12 protein-coding genes are annotated in these 20,024 nt (G+C 39.2%); all 12 read right to left on the bottom strand.

All coding sequences use genetic code 11. The features are described from left to right. Positions 1-35: 35 nt before the first annotated feature. The gene (locus GGQ60_RS21345; protein ID WP_183768165.1) at positions 36-1,007 is read right to left on the bottom strand and encodes a hypothetical protein; all 972 of its coding nucleotides are present in this window, start codon (positions 1,005-1,007) and stop codon (positions 36-38) included. A gap of 60 nt (positions 1,008-1,067) precedes the next feature. Continuing rightward, a complete protein-coding gene (locus GGQ60_RS21340) occupies positions 1,068-2,894 on the bottom strand; it encodes a RagB/SusD family nutrient uptake outer membrane protein (protein WP_183768163.1) in 1,827 nt (608 codons plus the stop codon). 10 nt (positions 2,895-2,904) lie between these two features. Then, the gene (locus GGQ60_RS21335) at positions 2,905-6,108 is read right to left on the bottom strand and encodes a SusC/RagA family TonB-linked outer membrane protein (RefSeq protein ID WP_229685182.1); all 3,204 of its coding nucleotides are present in this window, start codon (positions 6,106-6,108) and stop codon (positions 2,905-2,907) included. Positions 6,109-6,223: 115 nt separating this feature from the next. Beyond that, positions 6,224-6,769 carry a discoidin domain-containing protein gene (locus GGQ60_RS21330; RefSeq protein ID WP_183768161.1) on the bottom strand — a complete coding sequence of 182 codons (546 nt, stop codon included), beginning with the start codon at positions 6,767-6,769 and terminating at the stop codon, positions 6,224-6,226. Positions 6,770-7,578: 809 nt separating this feature from the next. Further along, a complete protein-coding gene (locus GGQ60_RS21325; RefSeq protein ID WP_183768159.1) occupies positions 7,579-8,454 on the bottom strand; it encodes an ROK family protein in 876 nt (291 codons plus the stop codon). Between the two features lie 63 nt (positions 8,455-8,517). Beyond that, positions 8,518-10,785: a GH92 family glycosyl hydrolase gene (locus GGQ60_RS21320; protein WP_183768157.1), complete on the bottom strand. Its 2,268-nt coding sequence runs from the start codon at positions 10,783-10,785 to the stop codon at positions 8,518-8,520. 554 nt (positions 10,786-11,339) lie between these two features. After that, complete coding sequence (locus GGQ60_RS21315; protein WP_183768155.1) at positions 11,340-12,998, bottom strand: RagB/SusD family nutrient uptake outer membrane protein; 1,659 nt, start codon at positions 12,996-12,998, stop codon at positions 11,340-11,342. An 11-nt stretch (positions 12,999-13,009) separates the two neighbouring features. Then, positions 13,010-16,045 (bottom strand): SusC/RagA family TonB-linked outer membrane protein, encoded by a 3,036-nt coding sequence (locus GGQ60_RS21310; RefSeq protein ID WP_183768153.1) that lies wholly within the window; start codon positions 16,043-16,045, stop codon positions 13,010-13,012. 335 nt (positions 16,046-16,380) lie between these two features. Continuing rightward, positions 16,381-17,385, bottom strand: coding sequence for a LacI family DNA-binding transcriptional regulator (locus tag GGQ60_RS21305; protein ID WP_183768151.1), 1,005 nt, complete (start codon positions 17,383-17,385; stop codon positions 16,381-16,383). A gap of 142 nt (positions 17,386-17,527) precedes the next feature. Then, the gene (gene lpxB, locus GGQ60_RS21300) at positions 17,528-18,631 is read right to left on the bottom strand and encodes a lipid-A-disaccharide synthase (protein WP_183768149.1); all 1,104 of its coding nucleotides are present in this window, start codon (positions 18,629-18,631) and stop codon (positions 17,528-17,530) included. A gap of 77 nt (positions 18,632-18,708) precedes the next feature. Beyond that, positions 18,709-18,981 carry a stationary phase survival protein SurE gene (locus tag GGQ60_RS21295; protein ID WP_183768147.1) on the bottom strand — a complete coding sequence of 91 codons (273 nt, stop codon included), beginning with the start codon at positions 18,979-18,981 and terminating at the stop codon, positions 18,709-18,711. A 3-nt stretch (positions 18,982-18,984) separates the two neighbouring features. Next, on the bottom strand, positions 18,985-19,830 hold the full coding sequence (gene surE / locus GGQ60_RS21290; RefSeq protein ID WP_183768145.1) for a 5'/3'-nucleotidase SurE: 846 nt from the start codon (positions 19,828-19,830) through the stop codon (positions 18,985-18,987). Positions 19,831-20,024: the final 194 nt, after the last annotated feature.

Here is a 20,024-nt window from a genome sequence, read left to right as displayed (position 1 = left end):
AATAATAAGCCTGAATCTTTCCTGATAATTAAAATTTAGTAGTTAATGTTGGGAAAATCAGTTTTAGCTTTTGCAAGCATCGGTGCCCAATCAGCTCCTTTTTCATCTTTAGACCCAAAAGCGGCTAATGCCAGAGGTGCCAGATCAGCTTTAGCTGCACCGCTCCAAAAGTGGATAAACTCACCAAAATTCATTTTCCTTGTATATTGCTGATAATTCTTTCCTTGCACTGTAATGGCCTGTTTAGGAAAATATAGCGACAATAAAGTAAAAAACCCGTTTAACACTTTAGTTTTTCCATAGTTTTCATAAATGGGTAAAAACCAATTTTTAAACCATTGCGTACCCGCCCTTGGGTAATTATCGGTGGTTGTCATCATTTTGTTTGACCAACGTTGCGCATCGGCAGGCCTGTTTAAACCCAGATACACATCGTATTGATAAATTTCCATCCATTTACTATCATGCCAGATATCGAAAGCAGGAGATTCTTTTACTCCCTTTGATGCTCCCTCTACAATGTGACCAATCTCATGGGTCGACAAATCAATATCATTATCCACACCTGTTACCCAGGCATTAAGGTCGTTAGCGCCACAATCGGTTACGTTCCGGTAATCGTGACCGGCATCGAGGTAAGTACCTGGATGGCCACCTCCATATTTACCAGCATGATATATTACAAACAAACGGCTGTCATCACCAAATTTTCCATATACCTTTTTAGTATAGTTCCAGGCTTCAGCCATGTAAGTTTTGGGCCATGTAACGGTAGGTTTAACATCGCCGTCATAATAAACCACTACGCTGGTATCATAATATATCCGGTTTAGCAACTGAACATGTTCAAACCAATGTTCTTTCCAGGTTTTAGGTGGTGCATCTGCAGGGTCTACCGTTTCTATAAGCGGAGGGGCCGGGCTTGCCGTTTCAACAGGTGCCTTTTTAGTATTGCATGCCAAAACAGCAAAAACAATGATCGTAAATAGTAAAAAAATGTTTTTCATAGCCTAATTTTAAGGGGTTAAAAAAAGGCACCTGGTATAATACCCGGTGCCTGGCTTGTGTTACCATCCTGTATTTTGTACAATTACAGGTACTTTTTGGATTTCGCCACTTGGTATTGGCCATAAATAGTGTTTCTTTTGGAAAACCCTGTTTTCAGTTACAACCGGTGTAAAAAATCCTGGTGCATTTTGAGTAATATTTAATCCCCTGATCTGGGTATCAGTAGTTTCTGCAATTTTCCATTCCCTGGTATAGAAATAACGATCTAGCTCGAAAGCCAATTCTACTCTTCTTTCTCTACGGATGGCATCTCTCATATTTGTTGGTACAGGTAAACCACCGTTTCCATAAACAGGGATGCCGGCTCTTGTACGGATTCTGTTTAGGTAGATTAAAATATCAGGATCAGAAGGATTTGATTCCTGCAAAGCTTCGATGTAATCCAGGTAAATTTCAGCAAGTCTGATTACAGTAAAAATTGTTCTGCCACTTGTCCAACCGGCAACAGTTAAATGTTTTCTGGAAGTATAACCTGTTTTGGTATAATCATTATTAGCGATAGCACTTTTACCGGCATTACCGTTAAACTCAAAACTGGTAACAATATTCGATGACGGGTTTATCCATTTACGGCCGCTATAGGTAATATCGGCATAAAAGCGTGGTTCGCGGTTAACATACATATTACTAATGTTTCTGCTAACCCCCTGATCATTCGGATCTGGCGCCTGATAACTTGAAGTTCCATTTGCCGAATAAGTGGGATCACTTTCTATTGGCAAACCATTTGCAGTAAAAAATGCATCGACTAACTGTTGAGATGGCGACAAGAACGAACCCCCTTTATCTCCCCCGGAAGCACCACTATGATTAGGGGCTAATGAATATTGATAGAAAGTTACATCGCCACCCCTTCCAAAAATAACCTCCGAATTCCAACCATTTAAAAACACATCCCTGGTGGCTATAAACGCCCTGTTAAATGCCGTATTTGGTAAGCCTGATGGTGTGGCCGTAACAGTATACAATGCATAGCCAGAATAATTAGGATTGTTTAAAAATGCTTTGGCTGCTGTCGCTAATCTTGTCCACTTTGCCACGTTATAGGTCTGGTTAATTAGTTGCTTACCATCCTGATTTTTAAGATTAGCATAATCAGTATTTCCATTAAATAACGGACGTGCAGCAGTTAATAATGCTTTGATTTTATAGGCATCGGCTACAGAAGCGGTGATGTGACCATAATCTTCATTAGCCTGTGGCGTAGCTGGTAACCTTTGGCTGGCGGCTTCCAATTCGCTCACAATATAGTCAATACACTCATCCATCGAATTACGTGGTTTACTGATTTCAGCTAAAGGCGCATCTGAAGCAATTGGATCATTCCCTAATAAAACAACAGGTCCGTATTGCCTCACTAAATAGTAATAATAAATGGCCCTTAGTGCTCTTGCCTCGTTATAATAACGATTTACAATGTCAATACCTCCAATATTACAATCGGTACATTTCGTTACATTGGCCATAAATGAACTGGCTGCCTGTATTCCACGGTAATAACTTTGCCAGTGGTAATTTACTTGCCCACTGGTTGCATCCCAGGCACCCGAATTCACATTTTCAGTGAAATTAGGTAACGTGTAGTCTGCTTCATCAGAAGCTGCTGTCCACGGGCCTATGTTCCCACTTGCAGAGGCAGAACGATCCTGATTCTGATCAGGTAACGTTGAATAAACATTGGCCAAAGCCTGGTCAACAGTTGCTTTTTTTTGATACATCTGATCGAAAGTTAACCGATCATCAGGTACCTGATTTAAAAATTTCTTACAACCATAACTACCTGCAATAAGTAATGCTCCGGCTGTATATATTAATATTTTTTTCATTCCTTTTATTTTAAAAATTAGCGGTAAGACCTAAAGAATAATTAGATGTTAGCGGATATCTTGTACCGTTGTTGGTTAAAAGCTCAGGATCCCAAAGCTTAAATTTGCTTATGGTAAATACGTTATAGCCGGTTGCATATATCCTTAAGCGCTTAACACCTAAAGATTTAATGCCGTTTTTCAGGGTATAACCTAAATCCGCATTTTTCAATCTTAAGAAACTGATATCCCGTTTCCACCAGGTACTTGGCTGATAGTTATTGTTGTTGGTACCTCCATAAGATAAACGTGGGTAAACAGCATCCTGACGAGGATTGGTTGTAGTCCAGCGGTCGGCAGCAACGGCTAGCATATTACCCAAACCACCTGAATTGGCAAATGAGGGAATGTTTAGCAAAATATCTGCATTGTCCTGCCCCTGAAAGAACAGACCAAAATCGAAGTTTTTATAGGTTAAAGAAAAACCAAAACCATAAGTCATACTTGGCAGATCGCCTCTTCCAATTACAGTTTGATCGAATGAATCGATCTTACCATCACCATTTAAATCTTTGTACTTAATATCGCCTGGCATGAGTGTTCCAAATTGTGTCGGACTTGCATTAATTTCTGCCTGGCTATCAAATAATTTCTCGGCGATGTAACCCACACGTGTAGAAGCTAACACATTTAGGCCACGTTGTTCCATCCACGGATAAGGTTTCGGTGCCTGATCATTTTCAATCACCTTATCTTTATTGAACGTAAAGTTAGCCCTTAAATTAAGCGACCAGTCTTTACCAAACCGCGCATCGTACTGTAAGGTACCATCAATACCTTTATTTTCTACAATACCCAGGTTACCAATTGGGGTGTTCGCTAAACCGATATAATTTGGAACAGTACCTCTTTGTATAAACTGATCTTTTCTTCTTTCTTTAAAGAAATCGACAATTAATGATAAGTTGTTATTTAATGTTTTTAATTCAAATCCTAAATCCTGTTTGCGGGTTTCGGCCCAGGTTACATCTACTCCGTAAGCTGTTACGCCCAAACCACCTGGCGAAATGTTTCCGTTTTGCCCGAATGTATAACCACTTGCACTACCTACTTTTGTTAAATAATAGAAACGGTCGCCTTCGCTACCCGCATAACCAGAACCACTGCCACCACTACCTACTATACCATCTGAATAACGGAATTTAACCATCTGAAAAGCATCTTTAAGTGGCTCAAAAAATTTCTCGCTTGATAATAACCACCCAATACCCAATGCCGGGAAGAAACCATAACGCTTATCTGGTGCAAAGTTTTCTGAACCATTGTAACCAACATTAAACTCAAAGAAATACTTATTGTCGTAAGCATAAGTAGCACGACTGGCAATACCTTGCAGGCGGTATGGAAGAGAGAGGGTTAAATTACCTGCAAATGGTGTGGTATTATCGTTTTGGTTATATAATAACAAACCGGTTACTGCATGTTTGCCAAATGTACGGTTATAGTTAATGGCAGCCTCAAAATACATTTTTTTATCACCACCATTTCCGATACTGTAGTTCAGGAAATCCTGTCCTTGCAATACCAAACCGTATTTATAACCTGAAGCGGGGTTTCCTGCAACAAGGTAAGGATCATTGGGGTTTATCCTGTATATCGTTTCGCGCTTTGTTCTGGCGATAGAATTGTTGTTGTTTACGTCAAAAGAAAACATTGTAGTAACCGACAAACCAGGAGTCAACTCTTTTAAATCCTGGGTTAAACGAAGATTAGAATACAACTGATTGTTATAGCCAACTCTGTAACCGTTTCTGGTAATGTCTCCATAAGGGTTACGCTGATCAGCCTGTGGGCTGATACCCGGTAAACTACCATTTGGATAAAGAACCGGGAAAGAAGTAGGGTTAATCAGGAAAGCCTGACTAAAAATATCCTGCGCCCCTAAGTTACTTGGATAGTTGCTTTGTGCCAAAATACCTTTGATACCCAAATCCATTTTAGTCGTTCCGGTAATATCCCAGTTTAAATTGGTGCTTACATTATAACGGCTAAAATTTTGTTTAACAGCTGAATTTACAGCTTCATCTGTTTTAAACAATCCATCCTCGCCATAATATCCTAACGAAACATAATATTTGGCATTGCTAACGCCACCTGAAAGGTTAGCAGTTGCCGATCTGTTTCTACCAAAATCATTGTAGATGGCATCAAACCAGTTCACATTTGGATAAAGAACCGGATCGGTGCCTGCTGCAGTTTTTTGAATGGCATCTATTGAATAAGCTGGTGTAAAAGCACCTGCTGCACCTCCCCTCAAATAATCAGAATACTTGGCCTCATTAGCTAAGTTCATGTAGTCTACCCCATCAATCAATTGTGGTTTTTTAGTAAAACGGCTTATCCCCTCATAATACTCCACATTAATTCGCGGCGACCCGGTTTTTCCCTGTTTAGTATTAATTAAGATTACACCATTGGCACCCCGAATACCATATACTGCCGTTGCAGCAGCATCTTTTAATACGGTGAAGTTTTCAACATCATATACGCTAATATCATTTAAGTTACGGTTAGGTACCCCATCAATAATAATTAGCGGGCCCCTGTCACCTGATGTTAGCGACGATATACCACGAATGAAGATATCCGAGCCGGTTGCACCTGGCTCCCCATTTCTGGATACGTTTACCACACCTGGAATACGACCAGCCAATAACTGGCTCATACTCGAAACGGGTTGTTTTAATTCGTCGGCCTTAACTGATGATTGCGCACCAACAAGACTTTCTTTTTTCTGTGTTCCAAATCCTACGATTGCCACTTCTTGCAGGTTAGCACCGGTTGTTTCTTTTAACCGGATATCCAACGTGGTTTGCGTGCCAACAGGAATTTCCTTTGTATCGTAACCTACGTATGTTACAATTAAAATAGCATCTTGATTTGGAACAGTAATGGTGAAGGCACCGTTAAGATCGGCAGCAGCACTTGTAGAACTGCCTTTTACTTTTACGCCAGCACCAGGCAGTGGTAAACCTGCCTCGTCTTTAATAATACCACGAATCACAATATCGGCCTTCGATTGATTGATTGAGACTGCAGGGTCTATATTAACAGCAGCAGCACGGGCTGTGGTATAAAAACCACTGCTTAAAGCCAAAGTGAAAGCTATAGCTTTAAAAGCACAATCTTTAAACCTGAGCCTGCCTCCGGTTAAATTTGTATTTTTTTTCATCATAAATTTTTTATTATTAACAGTATACTGTTGGTCTGTTTGTTTGGTTGAAAATCTTGTAGTCCAACCTTTTAGCCTGGACGAATAAATTTTGATCTGTCTGATTTACAGAGATAGATTATTGTTGTTCCTCAGGTACCTCAATTACCCTCCACTCTGATAACTGGAATAGAGAACCACCATTGTTCAAAGTAATACTAAGCCTGTAATACTTGTACAATACCTTATTTTTAAAGTTGTACGTTTTGGTTAAGTTACGTCCCGAAAATGTTTCGCCTGTTCTGGTATCCAGGTCTACCCAATTGCTACCATCTGTAGAACCACTTAGTTTCCAGTTTTTAGGATCCCGGTCAGGAGCATCACCCCCTGATGTTAGCGTATAAGATGCCACTTGTTGAGCTGAAGGAAACGTTAATTGCATGTAAAGACTTGCCTGATAAGGGTTGATCAGGAATTTTGAGTTGATGTCGTTATCAACCAACTTTAATGATCCTTCGCCAGCTGATGCGCCGCCCGGGTTTTCGATGTTAACTGTGAGCGCAGCTTTTGCCGTCACATCAACTTTGGCTTTCCAGGTAAAAAGATCCACAGCAGGGTATTCTTCTTTACCACATCCAAGAAGTAAAACCGCAGCTAAGCATAGCCCGATAGCGCTCCTTGTCATTTTTAAAACATTCATAATTAATTTAAGGTTTATTAGTTAGTAAAAGTGTTACAGTTTGCGGCAGCTTAATAAACAGTGTAGCGCATTGATTAAAGGGAAAGTAAATTGTAATGGTTTAACTGCATTCCAATCCCAATAGCCCTGGCAAGAACTCATTTTTATGATCTGCTTATTTTTTCCGTAATGCCTGTTATTCAGATTCGTATTGTATATGAAATGCCCGGCATTTACTGCAGTTAAAATTTGGCCTTCTTTTTCAGGTATCTGAAATACATTGCCTGCCAATTCATGGTTAAAGTTGGTTTAGTCGGTTTTTTGTTTGGTATTATTGGTTGTTTAGTTTGGTTGTTTGTTTGTTTTCGTTGAGAACGATAACTATTGATTTAGTGGTGTAAAATTTTCTTCGTATAGGAACTCCTTTGCTTTTTAATGAATAATCAGTGATTTATAGTTAACTAAAACGTTTTAGCATACTTACATAAAAAAAAGCTTCAATGCTATTAAAACTCCCTTCCTTTGGCTCGTTAAAAGATTGAATCCCAGCAGGAAACAACCCCTCAAACATTACTAAAACGTTTAAGTAAGCAATTATAAGCATATTATTACAATTCCAAAATTATTTTTGCATTTTTTGAACAAAAACTTTAAAAAATGTATTTTATGAATTACTTAGCAGTAAAACAGATTACTTGAAACACCGATAGAACACATCTGTTCAGAAATCAGAGAGAAAAAGAGAAAATTAACTACAGAATTAATAGAATCATTAATCCTGTAGTTAAAATTAAACCAGTTATTTACCCGGAAGCTTAAATTAAGCTTAAATCGCAGCAACTTGCGGCACCAATAAGGGCTGCATGTTCTTTCAATTCCGATATTTTTATTTCCGTTTCAATGTCATTCCCTTTTAGTGTAGCAATTAATTCGGGTGCAAAGGCATTAAACGACTGTGCAATGTTACCACCAATAATTACGGTGTCGATTTTATGCTGCCGGATGATCGGGATTAAAAAATGGGCCAGGTTGTTACCAAATTCCATAAAAACCATGGTTGCATGGTGATCGGTTTCCACCATTTCGACCAACTCTTTCACCCCTGCCACTACCTTACCGCTAAGCTGGTTAAAACGTTTTACGAACCAGCGCGTAGCTAAGTAATCTTCTGCAATTCCGTCTAAAAATTCGGAGTTCCAGAGGTCAGCATCAAAGGCTTTATAATTGAGGCATAAAGACGAACCCAGGCCGGTGCCAAGTGTTAAGCCCAATACATTTGTATTCCCTTTAGCGGCACCTGCAAAAACCTCTCCCTGTAAAAATCCCGCTGCATCGTTTATGAAATGAATTTGATCAGCAGGGATGTCCAATCTTTTGGAAAGTTCTTTTTTAACGTTAATCTGATAAAGTGCCTTAAATTTATCCTGTTCTTTAATTAACGAAATGCCTTCATTGTAATTAAACGGACCTGGCATGGCAATACCCACGTTGCGAGCGCCATTTTTAATATTTTTAAAAGCCTTGTTAATAATATCGCACCATGCCGATAAAATTACTTCTTTACTCTCCTGCGAATCCACAGGGCTACGTTTGATGGAGTCTTTCACCAAAGTTCTGGTTTCTAAATCCACCAATGCGGCCGTAATATGCGAGCCACCGATATCTACACCTAATGCAACAGGCTTTTCCATTCTATATTTTCAGTTATTTGTTCTTTCTACTTCTGATAATTTTGCAAAAGTAGCATTTCATTTCTATTTGCTAAGCGAAAATGGCTTATCTTCAGCCGACAACCCTCTATTTAACGAAGGTTTAACATTCATTTCTAATTTTAATACCCCACCTTTTAACAAATCGCTGTGTTTGATGAAGTTTTTAGTAAAGTTTTTACCGTTGAGGGTTGCCGATTTAATGTAAACATGATCAGCATCATTGGCTGGCGCATCGATCACGAATTTTTTACCGTTTTCTAAATTAATGGTCGTTTTTTTAAATACCGGGCTCCCCAAAACATATTCGGCGGTACCCGGGGTTACACTGTAAAAACCCAGTGCACTTAGTACATACCATGATGAGGTTTGCCCCTGGTCTTCATCGCCGGGATAACCATTTTCGGTAGCATCGTAAAGTTTACGCATAACCTCGCGCGCATAAAATTGCGATTTCCAGGGTTGGTTGGCATAATTGTACAGATACACCATATGTTGTATAGGTTGGTTGCCGTGGGCATACTGCCCCATGTTGGCCATCACCATTTCGGTCATTTCGTGTATCATACCGCCGTATGTGCCTACCTTTACCTTATTGGGCTCGCTAAAAACAGAATCGAGTTTAGAGGTAAAATTATGGTATCCGCCCATGAGGTCAATCAAACCTTTGGTATCCTGAAAAACCGACCAGTGATAATGCCAGGCATTGCCTTCGGTAAAAGGCCCACCCCACTCTGTAGGGTCGAAATTAGGTGACCATTTTCCGTTCGCATCTTTACCGCGCATAAAGCGGGTAGAAGCATCGTAAACATTTTTGTAATTGTACATGGGTTTCTCAAACACTTCCATGTAGTGCTTATCACCAATCATTTTGGCCAGGTGGTAAGCACAATAATCATCGTAGGCATACTCTAAGGTTTTAGCTGTTGCTTCTCTGTATTTTGGATAAGGCACATACCCCAGCTCGTTATATTCCTTGACACCATCCCTCCCATTTGCTGGCCCCCAGGGTCCTTTGTTCATGGCTTCGTGGTAATAAGCATCCAAAGCTTTTTTAGGATCGAATGTCCTGATTCCTTTTGCCCAGGCATCGGTTAATAACGAAATGGCATGATTTCCGATCATACTTCCGGCTTCGCTAGGGAAAGACCATGAAGGTAACCAGCCACATTGTTGATAAGCATCCAATAAAGCCTGCATATAGCGACCATGCATTTCAGGTTGTACCAATGTATTTAGTGGGAATTGTGCACGAAAAGTATCCCAAAAACCAGTATCGGTAAACATATATCCATCATGTACTTTACCATCGTAAGGACTAAAATAATAAGGTTTACCGGCTTCATTCAGCTCGTAAAATTTTCTCGAAAACAAGCTTGCCCTGAAAAAGCAAGAATAAAATGTCTCCATATCGGCTTTCGAACCGCCTTCAACTTCAATTTTACCTAACGACTTATTCCAAACGGAAGCGGCATTTGCTTTGGTATCTTCCAGCGTTTTATCGCTACCCAGTTCTCTTTTTAAATTGAGTTCGGCTTGTTTTAAACTGATATACGATGAAGCTGTTTTAACCTGCACCTTTGCTCCGGCTTCGAACTGAACAAAGGCACCTTTACCTAAACCTTCGGCCATGGTAGAATCGGCCGAAACAGTATTGTTTTTATTTTCCCAGGTTCCGTACGATTTAATGGGCTGATCGAACTGAATTATAAAATAGCTTTTCCAACCTCTTTTAAATCCTTCGCCGTTATTTACCCAACCGGTAATTTTATTTTCTTTAGGAAAAATCTGTACTCCGCTTAACCGGTTGTAACCATCCAAAACCAAGAAACTTCTTTTATTTTTTGGGTAGCTGAAACGCAGATGTGCCCCCCGCTCTGAAGGTGAAATTTCGGTGGTAATGTCGTTTTCGAACTTGACCTTATAATAGTTTGGTTTGGCTATTTCATTGTTATGGCTGAATTTCGCTTCACGTTTGTTTTCATCAACCACCAACTCATCAACCATCGGCATTAAAGAAAATACAGCATAATCTCTGGTCCATGAGCTACATTGGTGCGCCTGCTGAAAACCCCTGATTTTATCTTTAAAATACTGGTATTTCCAACCGTCGCCATTTCTGCCGGTTTGGGGTGTCCAGGTGTGCATGCCGAAGGGCAATGCTGTTGTGGGGTAGGTATTGCCGCGGGTCAGCTCATGTTTGGAATTGGTTCCTTGCAAAGTGTTGACATACTGTACCCAATCTTTTTGCTGTGCCAATAACCCCTTGGTAGAAAGGCAAAACAGAACGGATGCGATTAATTTAATTTTCACTGTTTATTTTTGTGTTATTTTTTTTGCGTAACCTAAGAAACGGTATAATTTTCCATCAACTTTGATCATTCCCAATAGCGATTATTCCTTACCGTTTCATTGTTTGGTTGCGGAATTGGTAAAGCCATCGCCAAAAGGCCAGATGCTGAAATAAGCATTGTGGGTGATAAGGGGTAAGCCGTGGCTTTGTCCTGTGCTTTAACAATTAAATTAAGAAATAGGCCAATTGTTAATAAGGAAAATTTTCTCATATGTTTCATTATGGTCGATAAAACATTTTACCAATTTATCGGCTAAAATCTTATGCCAGACCTGAATAAAGGGCGGAAGACTGATAGTGATTAAAATGGATTTGGAGTTGAAAAACCAAAACCAAAGTAAAACGTTTTAGTAAATCAATATTAGTAAAAAAAGGAGAATTTAACCGCCAGGATCAGTAATATGTATGTTACACATTATCAGCACAAAAGCAGTCTTTTACAAAAAACAAGAACTAAAAAGAAGCAGCATTATATATTAATTATAAGCTGCTTCTTTTACTCTTAAACTAAGAACTAATTGTAACCTGGATTTTGCGCCAGATTTTCATTAAGTGTACGCTGAACCTGTGGAATTGGAAACAAATTTCTAAATGCTGCTGAAGGGGTATGATCCCACCAGCTTTCTGTAGTAAATTTACCAAATCTAATGAGATCATTTCTTCTAAAACCTTCAAAAATAAATTCTCTACCCCTTTCAGACAAAAGTTCATTTAAGGTTAACGTTCCTGGTGTATAAGCCCTTGTTACCCAATCTGCAGCAGTAAATGCTCTCTTTTTACAGTCATTAATTAACTGTACGGCTTCAGCAGTGGCTACACCACCGTTTTTACGCATTATGGCTTCTGCTTTGGCAAAATATACCCATGTTAAACGGTAAATATTCCAATCAGTATTGTTGTAGTTTGGATCAATAGGTACAGCCACTCCGTTTACCACGCCTGCAACCTGATTCCCTAATTTGTACTTATTAAAGCGAACACCGCTGTTCTCTTCACCTTCACTCATATTGGATACGGTAGATCCAGCTTTATTTTTGCGGATGTTATCAACAAAAACAATTTGTTGCCCATCATATTCGTTTCCTCCTTTTGCAATCGCGGGTTGGCCATTATCAAAACGAACCATCGGTCCTTCAAGTAACCAACCCCTTTTTCTTAAGTCGGCATCTTCATAATTGGTAAATACTCCTGGCACTACTACAACACCATCATTTCCATTTCGCGAACCACCATAGATCTGATCTTGCTGAAAATGATAAAACTCCCCTGTCCATGATGGCTGGAAAGAAGCCTTTTGAAACTCGTAGGCAATCGAAAAGATCACCTCCTTTGATAAATCGTTACTTGATTTAAACTGATCAACAATATTTGGATCTAGCTGCATCGTACCATTTTGTGCACCACCATCGCCTGCAATGAGTTTATTGGCAGCGGCAATACAATCATCCCATCTTGCTGTACCGGTCCAAACTTCAGCATTAAGATAAAGTTCAACCAACATTGCGTAGGCGCCTGCCTGACTCATCCTACCGATCATATTTCTTGATAATTTTGGCGCTTTATCGATATTTTCTTTAATCTCTTTTTCAATAAAGGCGAAAACTTGAGTACGGGGTAATGTTGCGGGTTTTGCTGGTATTCCCACTTGTGTAACCACAGGAATATTACCAAAAAGATCCATCAACTTAAGGTAATGAAAAGCTCTGAACAGTTTTAGTTCAGCGATATAAGCATCTTTTTCTGCCTGAGTAATACCCATCTGTGCCAGACTGCGTTTTTCAAGATTTTCTATTGGATCATTACATAAGCCCATTCCCCAGTACATGAGCGACCATGCGTTATTCAATGGCCCATCATCACTTAACCAGGTATGGTAATGCAACCGCTTCCATTTACCGCCATCTTCGCCGTGGCGTCCTTTTGTAGGCCATGCGAGCTGATCGCCAGATAATTCAGCAGGGCGCCACCAACCATCCTGACCAGAAGGAGTAACCCAGGCATTCGCATGGGTGTAAGGCCTTAAAACGGCTGAAAGCACTTCATTTTTATTATTATAGAAGTTATTACTAACCAATTCACTATATACCGTTTCATCTAATTTTGTACAGCCATTTATCAGACCAACAAAAACTATAAAAACGGATGCCAAAATAATTTTTTTATAATTTTTCATCTTGTTCAATATTAAAATCCAAAGTTTACACCAAATAGGAATTGTCTTGTTGCCGGATAAGGGCTTCTTGTATCAATACCTAAACTTCGTCCGTTTATCTCTTGTCCCATACCAACATCCTGAATATAATCGGGATCGTTACCTGTATAACTGGTAAATGTTACGAGGTTTTGTCCGGTTGCATATATTCTTAAGTTTCTGAAAGATTTAGAGTTCAGTTTGAATGTATAACCCAGTGTGATCTCGTCAATTTTCAAGAAATCACCTTTTTCCAGATAATAGTCGGCGTACATATAAGTATCCTTAATTTCAGCATACTTTGTGAATGCACTGTTTAAAAGGTTTGTTGAGGCACCATTTTTATTTCCATAAGAAATTGCAGTAGTATTTAAAACGTCAAAATCCAGTTTACTTCTTAAGAAAACCCTTAGATCGAAATTTTTATAGGTAAAACTGTTGGTTAATGATAGGTAGTATTTAGGAATCGCATTACCTATTACAGCTAAATCGGTCTGATCTCTGAAAGGGGAAGTATTGATGTTTTGATTAGAAACAATGGCTCCATCTTTGGTGTAGAACTGCCATTTTCCATCAGGTGTAAACCCGGCAAAACGCTTGCCCCAAAACTCACCAATATTACGACCTTCGTATGTTCTGAATGCGTTACCCAAAGCACCAAAACCTCCGATAGAACCAAATTCTTTCATGTCCCTTTTATACTCATCATTAGAATAGCTATCTAGTTTATTATCAGTAGTGCTTCCGGCAAAGTCAATTCTCCAAGTAAAATCACGCTTTTTAATTGCTGAATAACTTAAAGTTAACTCAATCCCTTTTGCAGAAATTGTTCCAACATTGGTATAAATAGAAGATTGAATAAATGGAGGCTGAGGAGAAGTATAAGTATCCAAAAGGTCTTTTGTTACCCTTTTATACAAGTCGATAGATCCGGTAAGTTTGTTATTTAACACAGTGAAATCAATACCGATATTGGTTTCTCTTTTACGTTCCCATCTTAAATTCGGATTAGGATTTCTGCTTGGTCCGTATGTTTGCTGATATTCTCCGGTAGGGAACAAATATATCCCTCCTGTACCAAGCGTTACCAACGATGCATAATTAGCAAAGCCCGAGTTTCCTGTTTCTCCATAGCCAACCCTAAGCTTTAAATTATTTACAAACTTTACATCCTTCATAAAATCTTCCTGGGTAATATTCCAACCTCCCGAAATTGCAGGGAAAGTTGCCCATTTATTATTTGCACCAAATCTTGATGAGCCTTCTCTTCTGATAATTGCCTGGGCAAAGTATTTATCGCCGAGAGCATAATTGATTCTGCCAAAAAGGGCAATAAGCGTATTATCATTTTTAAAACTACCCAATCCGACAGTATTCACCTTAATCGGCACACTACCCAGGTTGTTATCTTCGAAAAGATCGTTCACATAACCACGATTATTTGCGTTAAAACCTTCATTTACTTCATAACGATAGCTGTAACCTCCAATTGCCGATATCTTGTGCTTGCCAAATGTCTTTGTGTACTCTAAAGTAGGTTCAACGTTGAAGTTTTGGTTAAGTTCTGTTACTTTCGATGCATAGCCTCCATTAGGGGCATCATTGTTTTCAACGGAATTCTGACTTGCCCTATCACGATATTCACTCCATATTCTGGAATCGCGTTGTACAGCACCGAAAACGGCTGCTTTAAGGTCTTTAATAATTTCCAATTCCAGTTTACCATCTGCTGAAGTAGTTTGTTGCTGTACTCCATAACGTTCCTGCTCCAACCTTGCCAATTCATTTGTAATGGTCCTGGTAAACTGGTAGGAACCATCTGGATTGTAATAAGACTCTGTTGGATTTTTAGTTAATACATTCTCCCAGCCGCCGCCACCTAATAAGTTGGCTTTATTAAAATTGGTTGCTAAATTGAATTGTGCACTTAACCTGTTTTGAAATCCTCTTTGAGTTAAACTTAAACGCGCACCATATTCTTTCCTGCCGTTCTCTTTAGCAAAACCTTGCAATTCGCGATAATTAACACTTGCCCTGTAAGTAGAATTCTCTCCCCCACCAGATACGGCAAGGTTGTGGTTGTTTGAAATATTATTTTTGTTTATCAGATCTTGGAAATAATCAAAATCACCTCCTTTATCGGTTACCTTGTACTCACCGCTGGCAATTCTGGCTCTCCATTGATCTGCAGTCATGAAATCTGGTCTTTTAACCAAGCTTTCATGTCTGACGTAAGCATTATAATTAAATACAGAAGGCCCTTTTTTACCTTTTTTAGTTGTCACGATGATTACGCCTGCATTCGCCCTCGTACCATAAATCGCAGCGCCAGAACCATCTTTTAGCACACTAAAAGATTCAATATCATCCTGCTGAAGTAGATCAAGATTTCCACCCGGAATCCCGTCAATAATAATCAAGGGACTCGATGAACCCGAAATAGTGGTTACCCCACGTAATTGAATACCAACACCACTGTTTGGATTACTGCTATTTCTTGAGATTTGAAGACCAGCAACCTTACCAACCAACAAATCGAGAGGGTTGCGGGAACCGCTTTGCCTAAATTGTGCGGTATCCACTTTAGCTACGGCTGAGGTTATCTCTTTTTCCTTAAGTGTACCATAACCCACTACCACGACATCATCCAGCTTGGTATCTGAAGATACAACCAGTTTAATATTTAGAGTAGGCTGATTCGCTATTGTAATGTTTTGCGTTACATAACCTATATAGCTGATCCTAATTACGTCACCTACGTTTGCTTCTATGCTAAATTTTCCGACAACATCGGTTACAGCACCTTTACCGGAGTTTACATTCTTAATGCCAACACCTGGTACAGGCTGGCCATTTTCGTCGATCACCGTTCCGGTTACATTTTTTTGCGCCTGAACGCGCCCGCCGAGCAAATTTCCATTCAAGAACCTCCGTGTACTTTCCCACTCCGGGTTCATTGAAAACGCAGGACTATTCAGCAACACAATGGCGGCAGACAGTCCCGTAATTTTGAGTAAATTAATTTTCATTAACGGTTTTGTTTTAATTATAAATGATTAGTTATTGTTTTCTGGTGTTGTGTATCTGCGAGAGCGATAACCAGACAGGGCCAGTGCCCGATATGTATGTTATTGTTTGTTGTAATTAAGGTTTGATTGGATAGCCACAGAAAATCCCGACGACAAGACTTATACCTGTACTTGATGCAATCCCTTAATAATCAGTTGGAATTGGTGTAATGCTCATAAAAATTTAATCCGGTAAGGCTAAAACGTTTTAGCATATCAATGATAAGCATTATAATTATTAATAAAACGTTTTAGTCGGTAAAAAATTTATGACAATTGACGAAAAATAGGCTTTTTTAGTCTCTAAGCACTAAACGGGAAGGGATAATTACTTCTTCAGCTGGTAATTTACTTTTGGTTGAAAGCTGGCTTAAAATGAGTTTAATAATGGTTTCGGCTATTTCTTCGAGGGGTTGTTGAATAGCAGAAATACGGGGGGTATGCAGTTCGAATGCTTCATGATCATCGTACGCAATCACGCCAAAATCAGCTCCTACTGCTTTATTAATCTGCTTTAACACTTTTAGTCCGCTGATTGCCAGATAATTGGTTGCAAAAAGCACCGCGTCTATGTGTTTATGCTGAAGTAACTCCTTAATCTGGGCCATGGTTTCGCCTTCTTCCTGGTTAAAATGGATCTTTAGCACAAGGTTGTCGTCATATCTGATCCCGTTATCTTCCAGTGCTTTTTTATAACCATTGTATCGGTCTATAACCTGTTCCACATTAATATCGGTGGTAACTAATGCTATATTTTTTTTACCCTGATCGATAAAACTCTGAATGGATTGGTATGAGGCATTAAAATGATCGGCGCCAACATAACTGGTATTAACCGCCGGTAAATTCCTGTCGAACAGGATTACAGGGTTTCCATCATCCAGGAGCATTTGTATATCTTCTTCTATTCCTTTTATCGGAGAGATGATATAGGCATCAACTTTACGTGATTTGAACATATTGATCAGTTCCTTTGCCTTGTCGATACTATTTTCGGTACTGGAATAAATAATTTTATACCCTTTTTTATAGGCTTTATCTTCTATGAGCCTTGCGATCCTGGAGAAGAACGAATTGGAGATATCTTCGATGATTAAACCAATGATATTGGAATTACCGGTCCTTAAGCTTCTTGCAATCTGATTAGGCTTATAACCGCTTTCTTCAATGATTTTTTCTACTTTCTCTATTACTGCGTCGCTTATTGATTTCTCTTTGGCTTTACCGTTGATAATAAATGAAACGGTAGTAATGGATACATTTGCTTTTACGGCTATGTCTTTAATAGAAAGCGATTTCATTGGCTTGAATTTCTTATAATTTAATCGATTTAAAGTTAAATAAAAATTACAGCTTTAAATTTTTAACACGATAAAGGTGCAATTTAACATTTTTTATATTAATCGTCTTAGAAACGTTTATTAATGCTGAACAATGCGCCGTTTAGTGCAGGTAATCTATAATTAACCTGGCTGTTTTGGCCGAAGCACCGGGTTCTCCCATCAGTAAAAGCAATTCGTTATACTGTTTTAACATCTCGTTCCTGCCTTCTGCGCTTAAAATAATTTCAAGTTCCGCGCTTAATTTCTGCTGGTTGCAATCTTCCTGAATCAGTTCTGTTACAATTTTTTTGTTCACGATCAGGTTAACCAGCGAGATAAACTTAATTTTAACCAGCATCCTGGTAATCGCTATTGAAAGGGCACCTCCTTTATATACCACTACCTGTGGCACTTTAAACAGTGCTGTTTCCAGCGTGGCCGTTCCCGAAGCCACAATGGCCGCATGGGCCTGATGCAGTAAATTATACGTATTGTTAAAAAGAAGTTTAACTTTTTTACCTCCGGTAAACTGCTCGTAATAGGACTGGCTAAAAGTTGGAGCGGCTGCAACAGCAAAAATATAATCAGGATAATTTTCCGTTATGCTCAACATGACCGGCAGTAAACGTTCTATTTCCTGTTTGCGGCTACCCGGCAAGAGGGCAATAATTTTTCCATCTCCAAATTGGTTGTCTTCACGAAAGTTTACATCGGGTATAAACTGTGCAATTTCATCCAAAAGTGGATTTCCTACATAATCTACCTTCATGCCCCATTCCTTGTAAAAATCGACTTCGAAGGGCAGAATACAGAACATGTAGTCGACAATTCTTTTTATTTTGAGTACCCTTTTCTGGTTCCAGGCCCAAACTTTGGGCGAAATATAATAACATACCTTGATGCCTTCGGATTTTGCAAATTCGGCTATTTTTAAGTTAAAGCCAGGAAAATCGATCAAAATCAGTGCATCAGGTTTCCATTTTATAAGGTCTTCTTTACAGGCTTTAAGGTTTCTAAAAATAGTTCTTAAATTTAAAAGTACCTCGGTAAACCCCATAAAAGCCATATCGGCATAGTGTTTAACCAACTCGCCGCCTTCGGCCTGCATTTTATCTCCGCCGAAATACCTGAACGCAGCTTCGCCATCTTCCTTTTTTAAGGCTTTCATTAAATTGGCGCCGTGTAAATCGCCCGAGGCTTCTCCGGCTACGAGGTAATATTTCATAATTTGTCAGGTATGATGTAAGATGCTCTGGAAGGTATAATCACCTTAATCTCTTTTCCATCTTACATTTTCCGTTGCTAAAAAACTTTATAAGCAAAGAATATAAAAGCACACAAAAACGTTGCAGCTAAGATACCTCTGCCAATATTCTCTTTATTATATTTAAAAAATGTTTGCATGGTATAGGCATTTACTGCAATCCCACCAATGTACAGGAGATGAGCTTTAGACAGATAAGCCACATGGTGAATCAGGTACCAGGCAATGGAACAACACACTGCAGGTACAAGTAAACCTATCCCCAAACCAACCCATACCGAATTATTCAGGCTTTTTAAGCGATCGATCATGGCTTAACCTAAATTAATACCATCAGGCGCCGAAACTTTCGTACCTGTATTGCCAGATTCTGCATCATTACTGCCGATAAAATCCCAGCTGTTTAACGTTTGGATCGCATGATGCGCCGTTAAATCGAACTGAACAGGAACAATAGAAACATAATTGTGCTCCAATGCCCAAACATCGGTGTCTTCTCCTTTATCAAAATTTTCGAAAACGCCGGTTAACCAATAATACGGTCGCTTGTAAGGATCTGTCCTTTCATCAAACTCTTCCATCCATTTTGCATTGGCCTGGCGGCAGATTTTAACGCCTTTCAGGTTATTTCCTTTGGGGAAATTGACATTTAATAAAGTTCCTTCGGGTAAACCGTTAGCCAAAACCTGCTCACAGATATTTTTAATGTACTTTTTAGTATGATTAAAATCGGCATCGGCAGCAAAATCATCCAAAGAGAAACCAATGGATGGAATTTTTTCAATGGCACCTTCTACCGCAGCCGACATGGTGCCTGAATACAGCACATTGATGGAGTTATTCAAGCCATGGTTGATTCCGGAAACGCATAAATCGGGCTTTTTACCTTTAAAAATCTTATTTACGGCGAGTTTAACACAATCAACCGGGGTACCACTGCACTTGTACATTTCTACCCCTTTGTAAAGCTCTACTTTATCAAAGCGGATTGGTTTACCAATGGTTATGGCATGTCCCATCCCGCTCTGCGGACTATCGGGGGCAACCACTACTACATTACCCAGCTCCTGCATTACCTCCATTAAATTTTTGATCCCAGTAGCTGTAATGCCATCGTCATTTACAACTAAAATACTTGGTTTTGTGCCCTGCTTTGTCATGCCGGTAAAAATACAGAATTATTATTTGAGGGCGTAACAAACCCTGATTTATATGCCGAAATCATTTATTCCTGCTCTTTTAGTTGTTAAATAAAAATTATTTTCATTCGGTGGTGGAAAGCCTTTATATTTGGATAAATAACTTATTAAAAATGAATGTTGTATTCGGATCCATCTTAACAAGCCGGTACCAT

The organism is Pedobacter zeae (assembly GCF_014196715.1).
Taxonomy (GTDB): Bacteria; Bacteroidota; Bacteroidia; order Sphingobacteriales; family Sphingobacteriaceae; genus Pedobacter; species Pedobacter zeae.
This window is presented reverse-complemented; position numbering and strand designations above follow the sequence as displayed.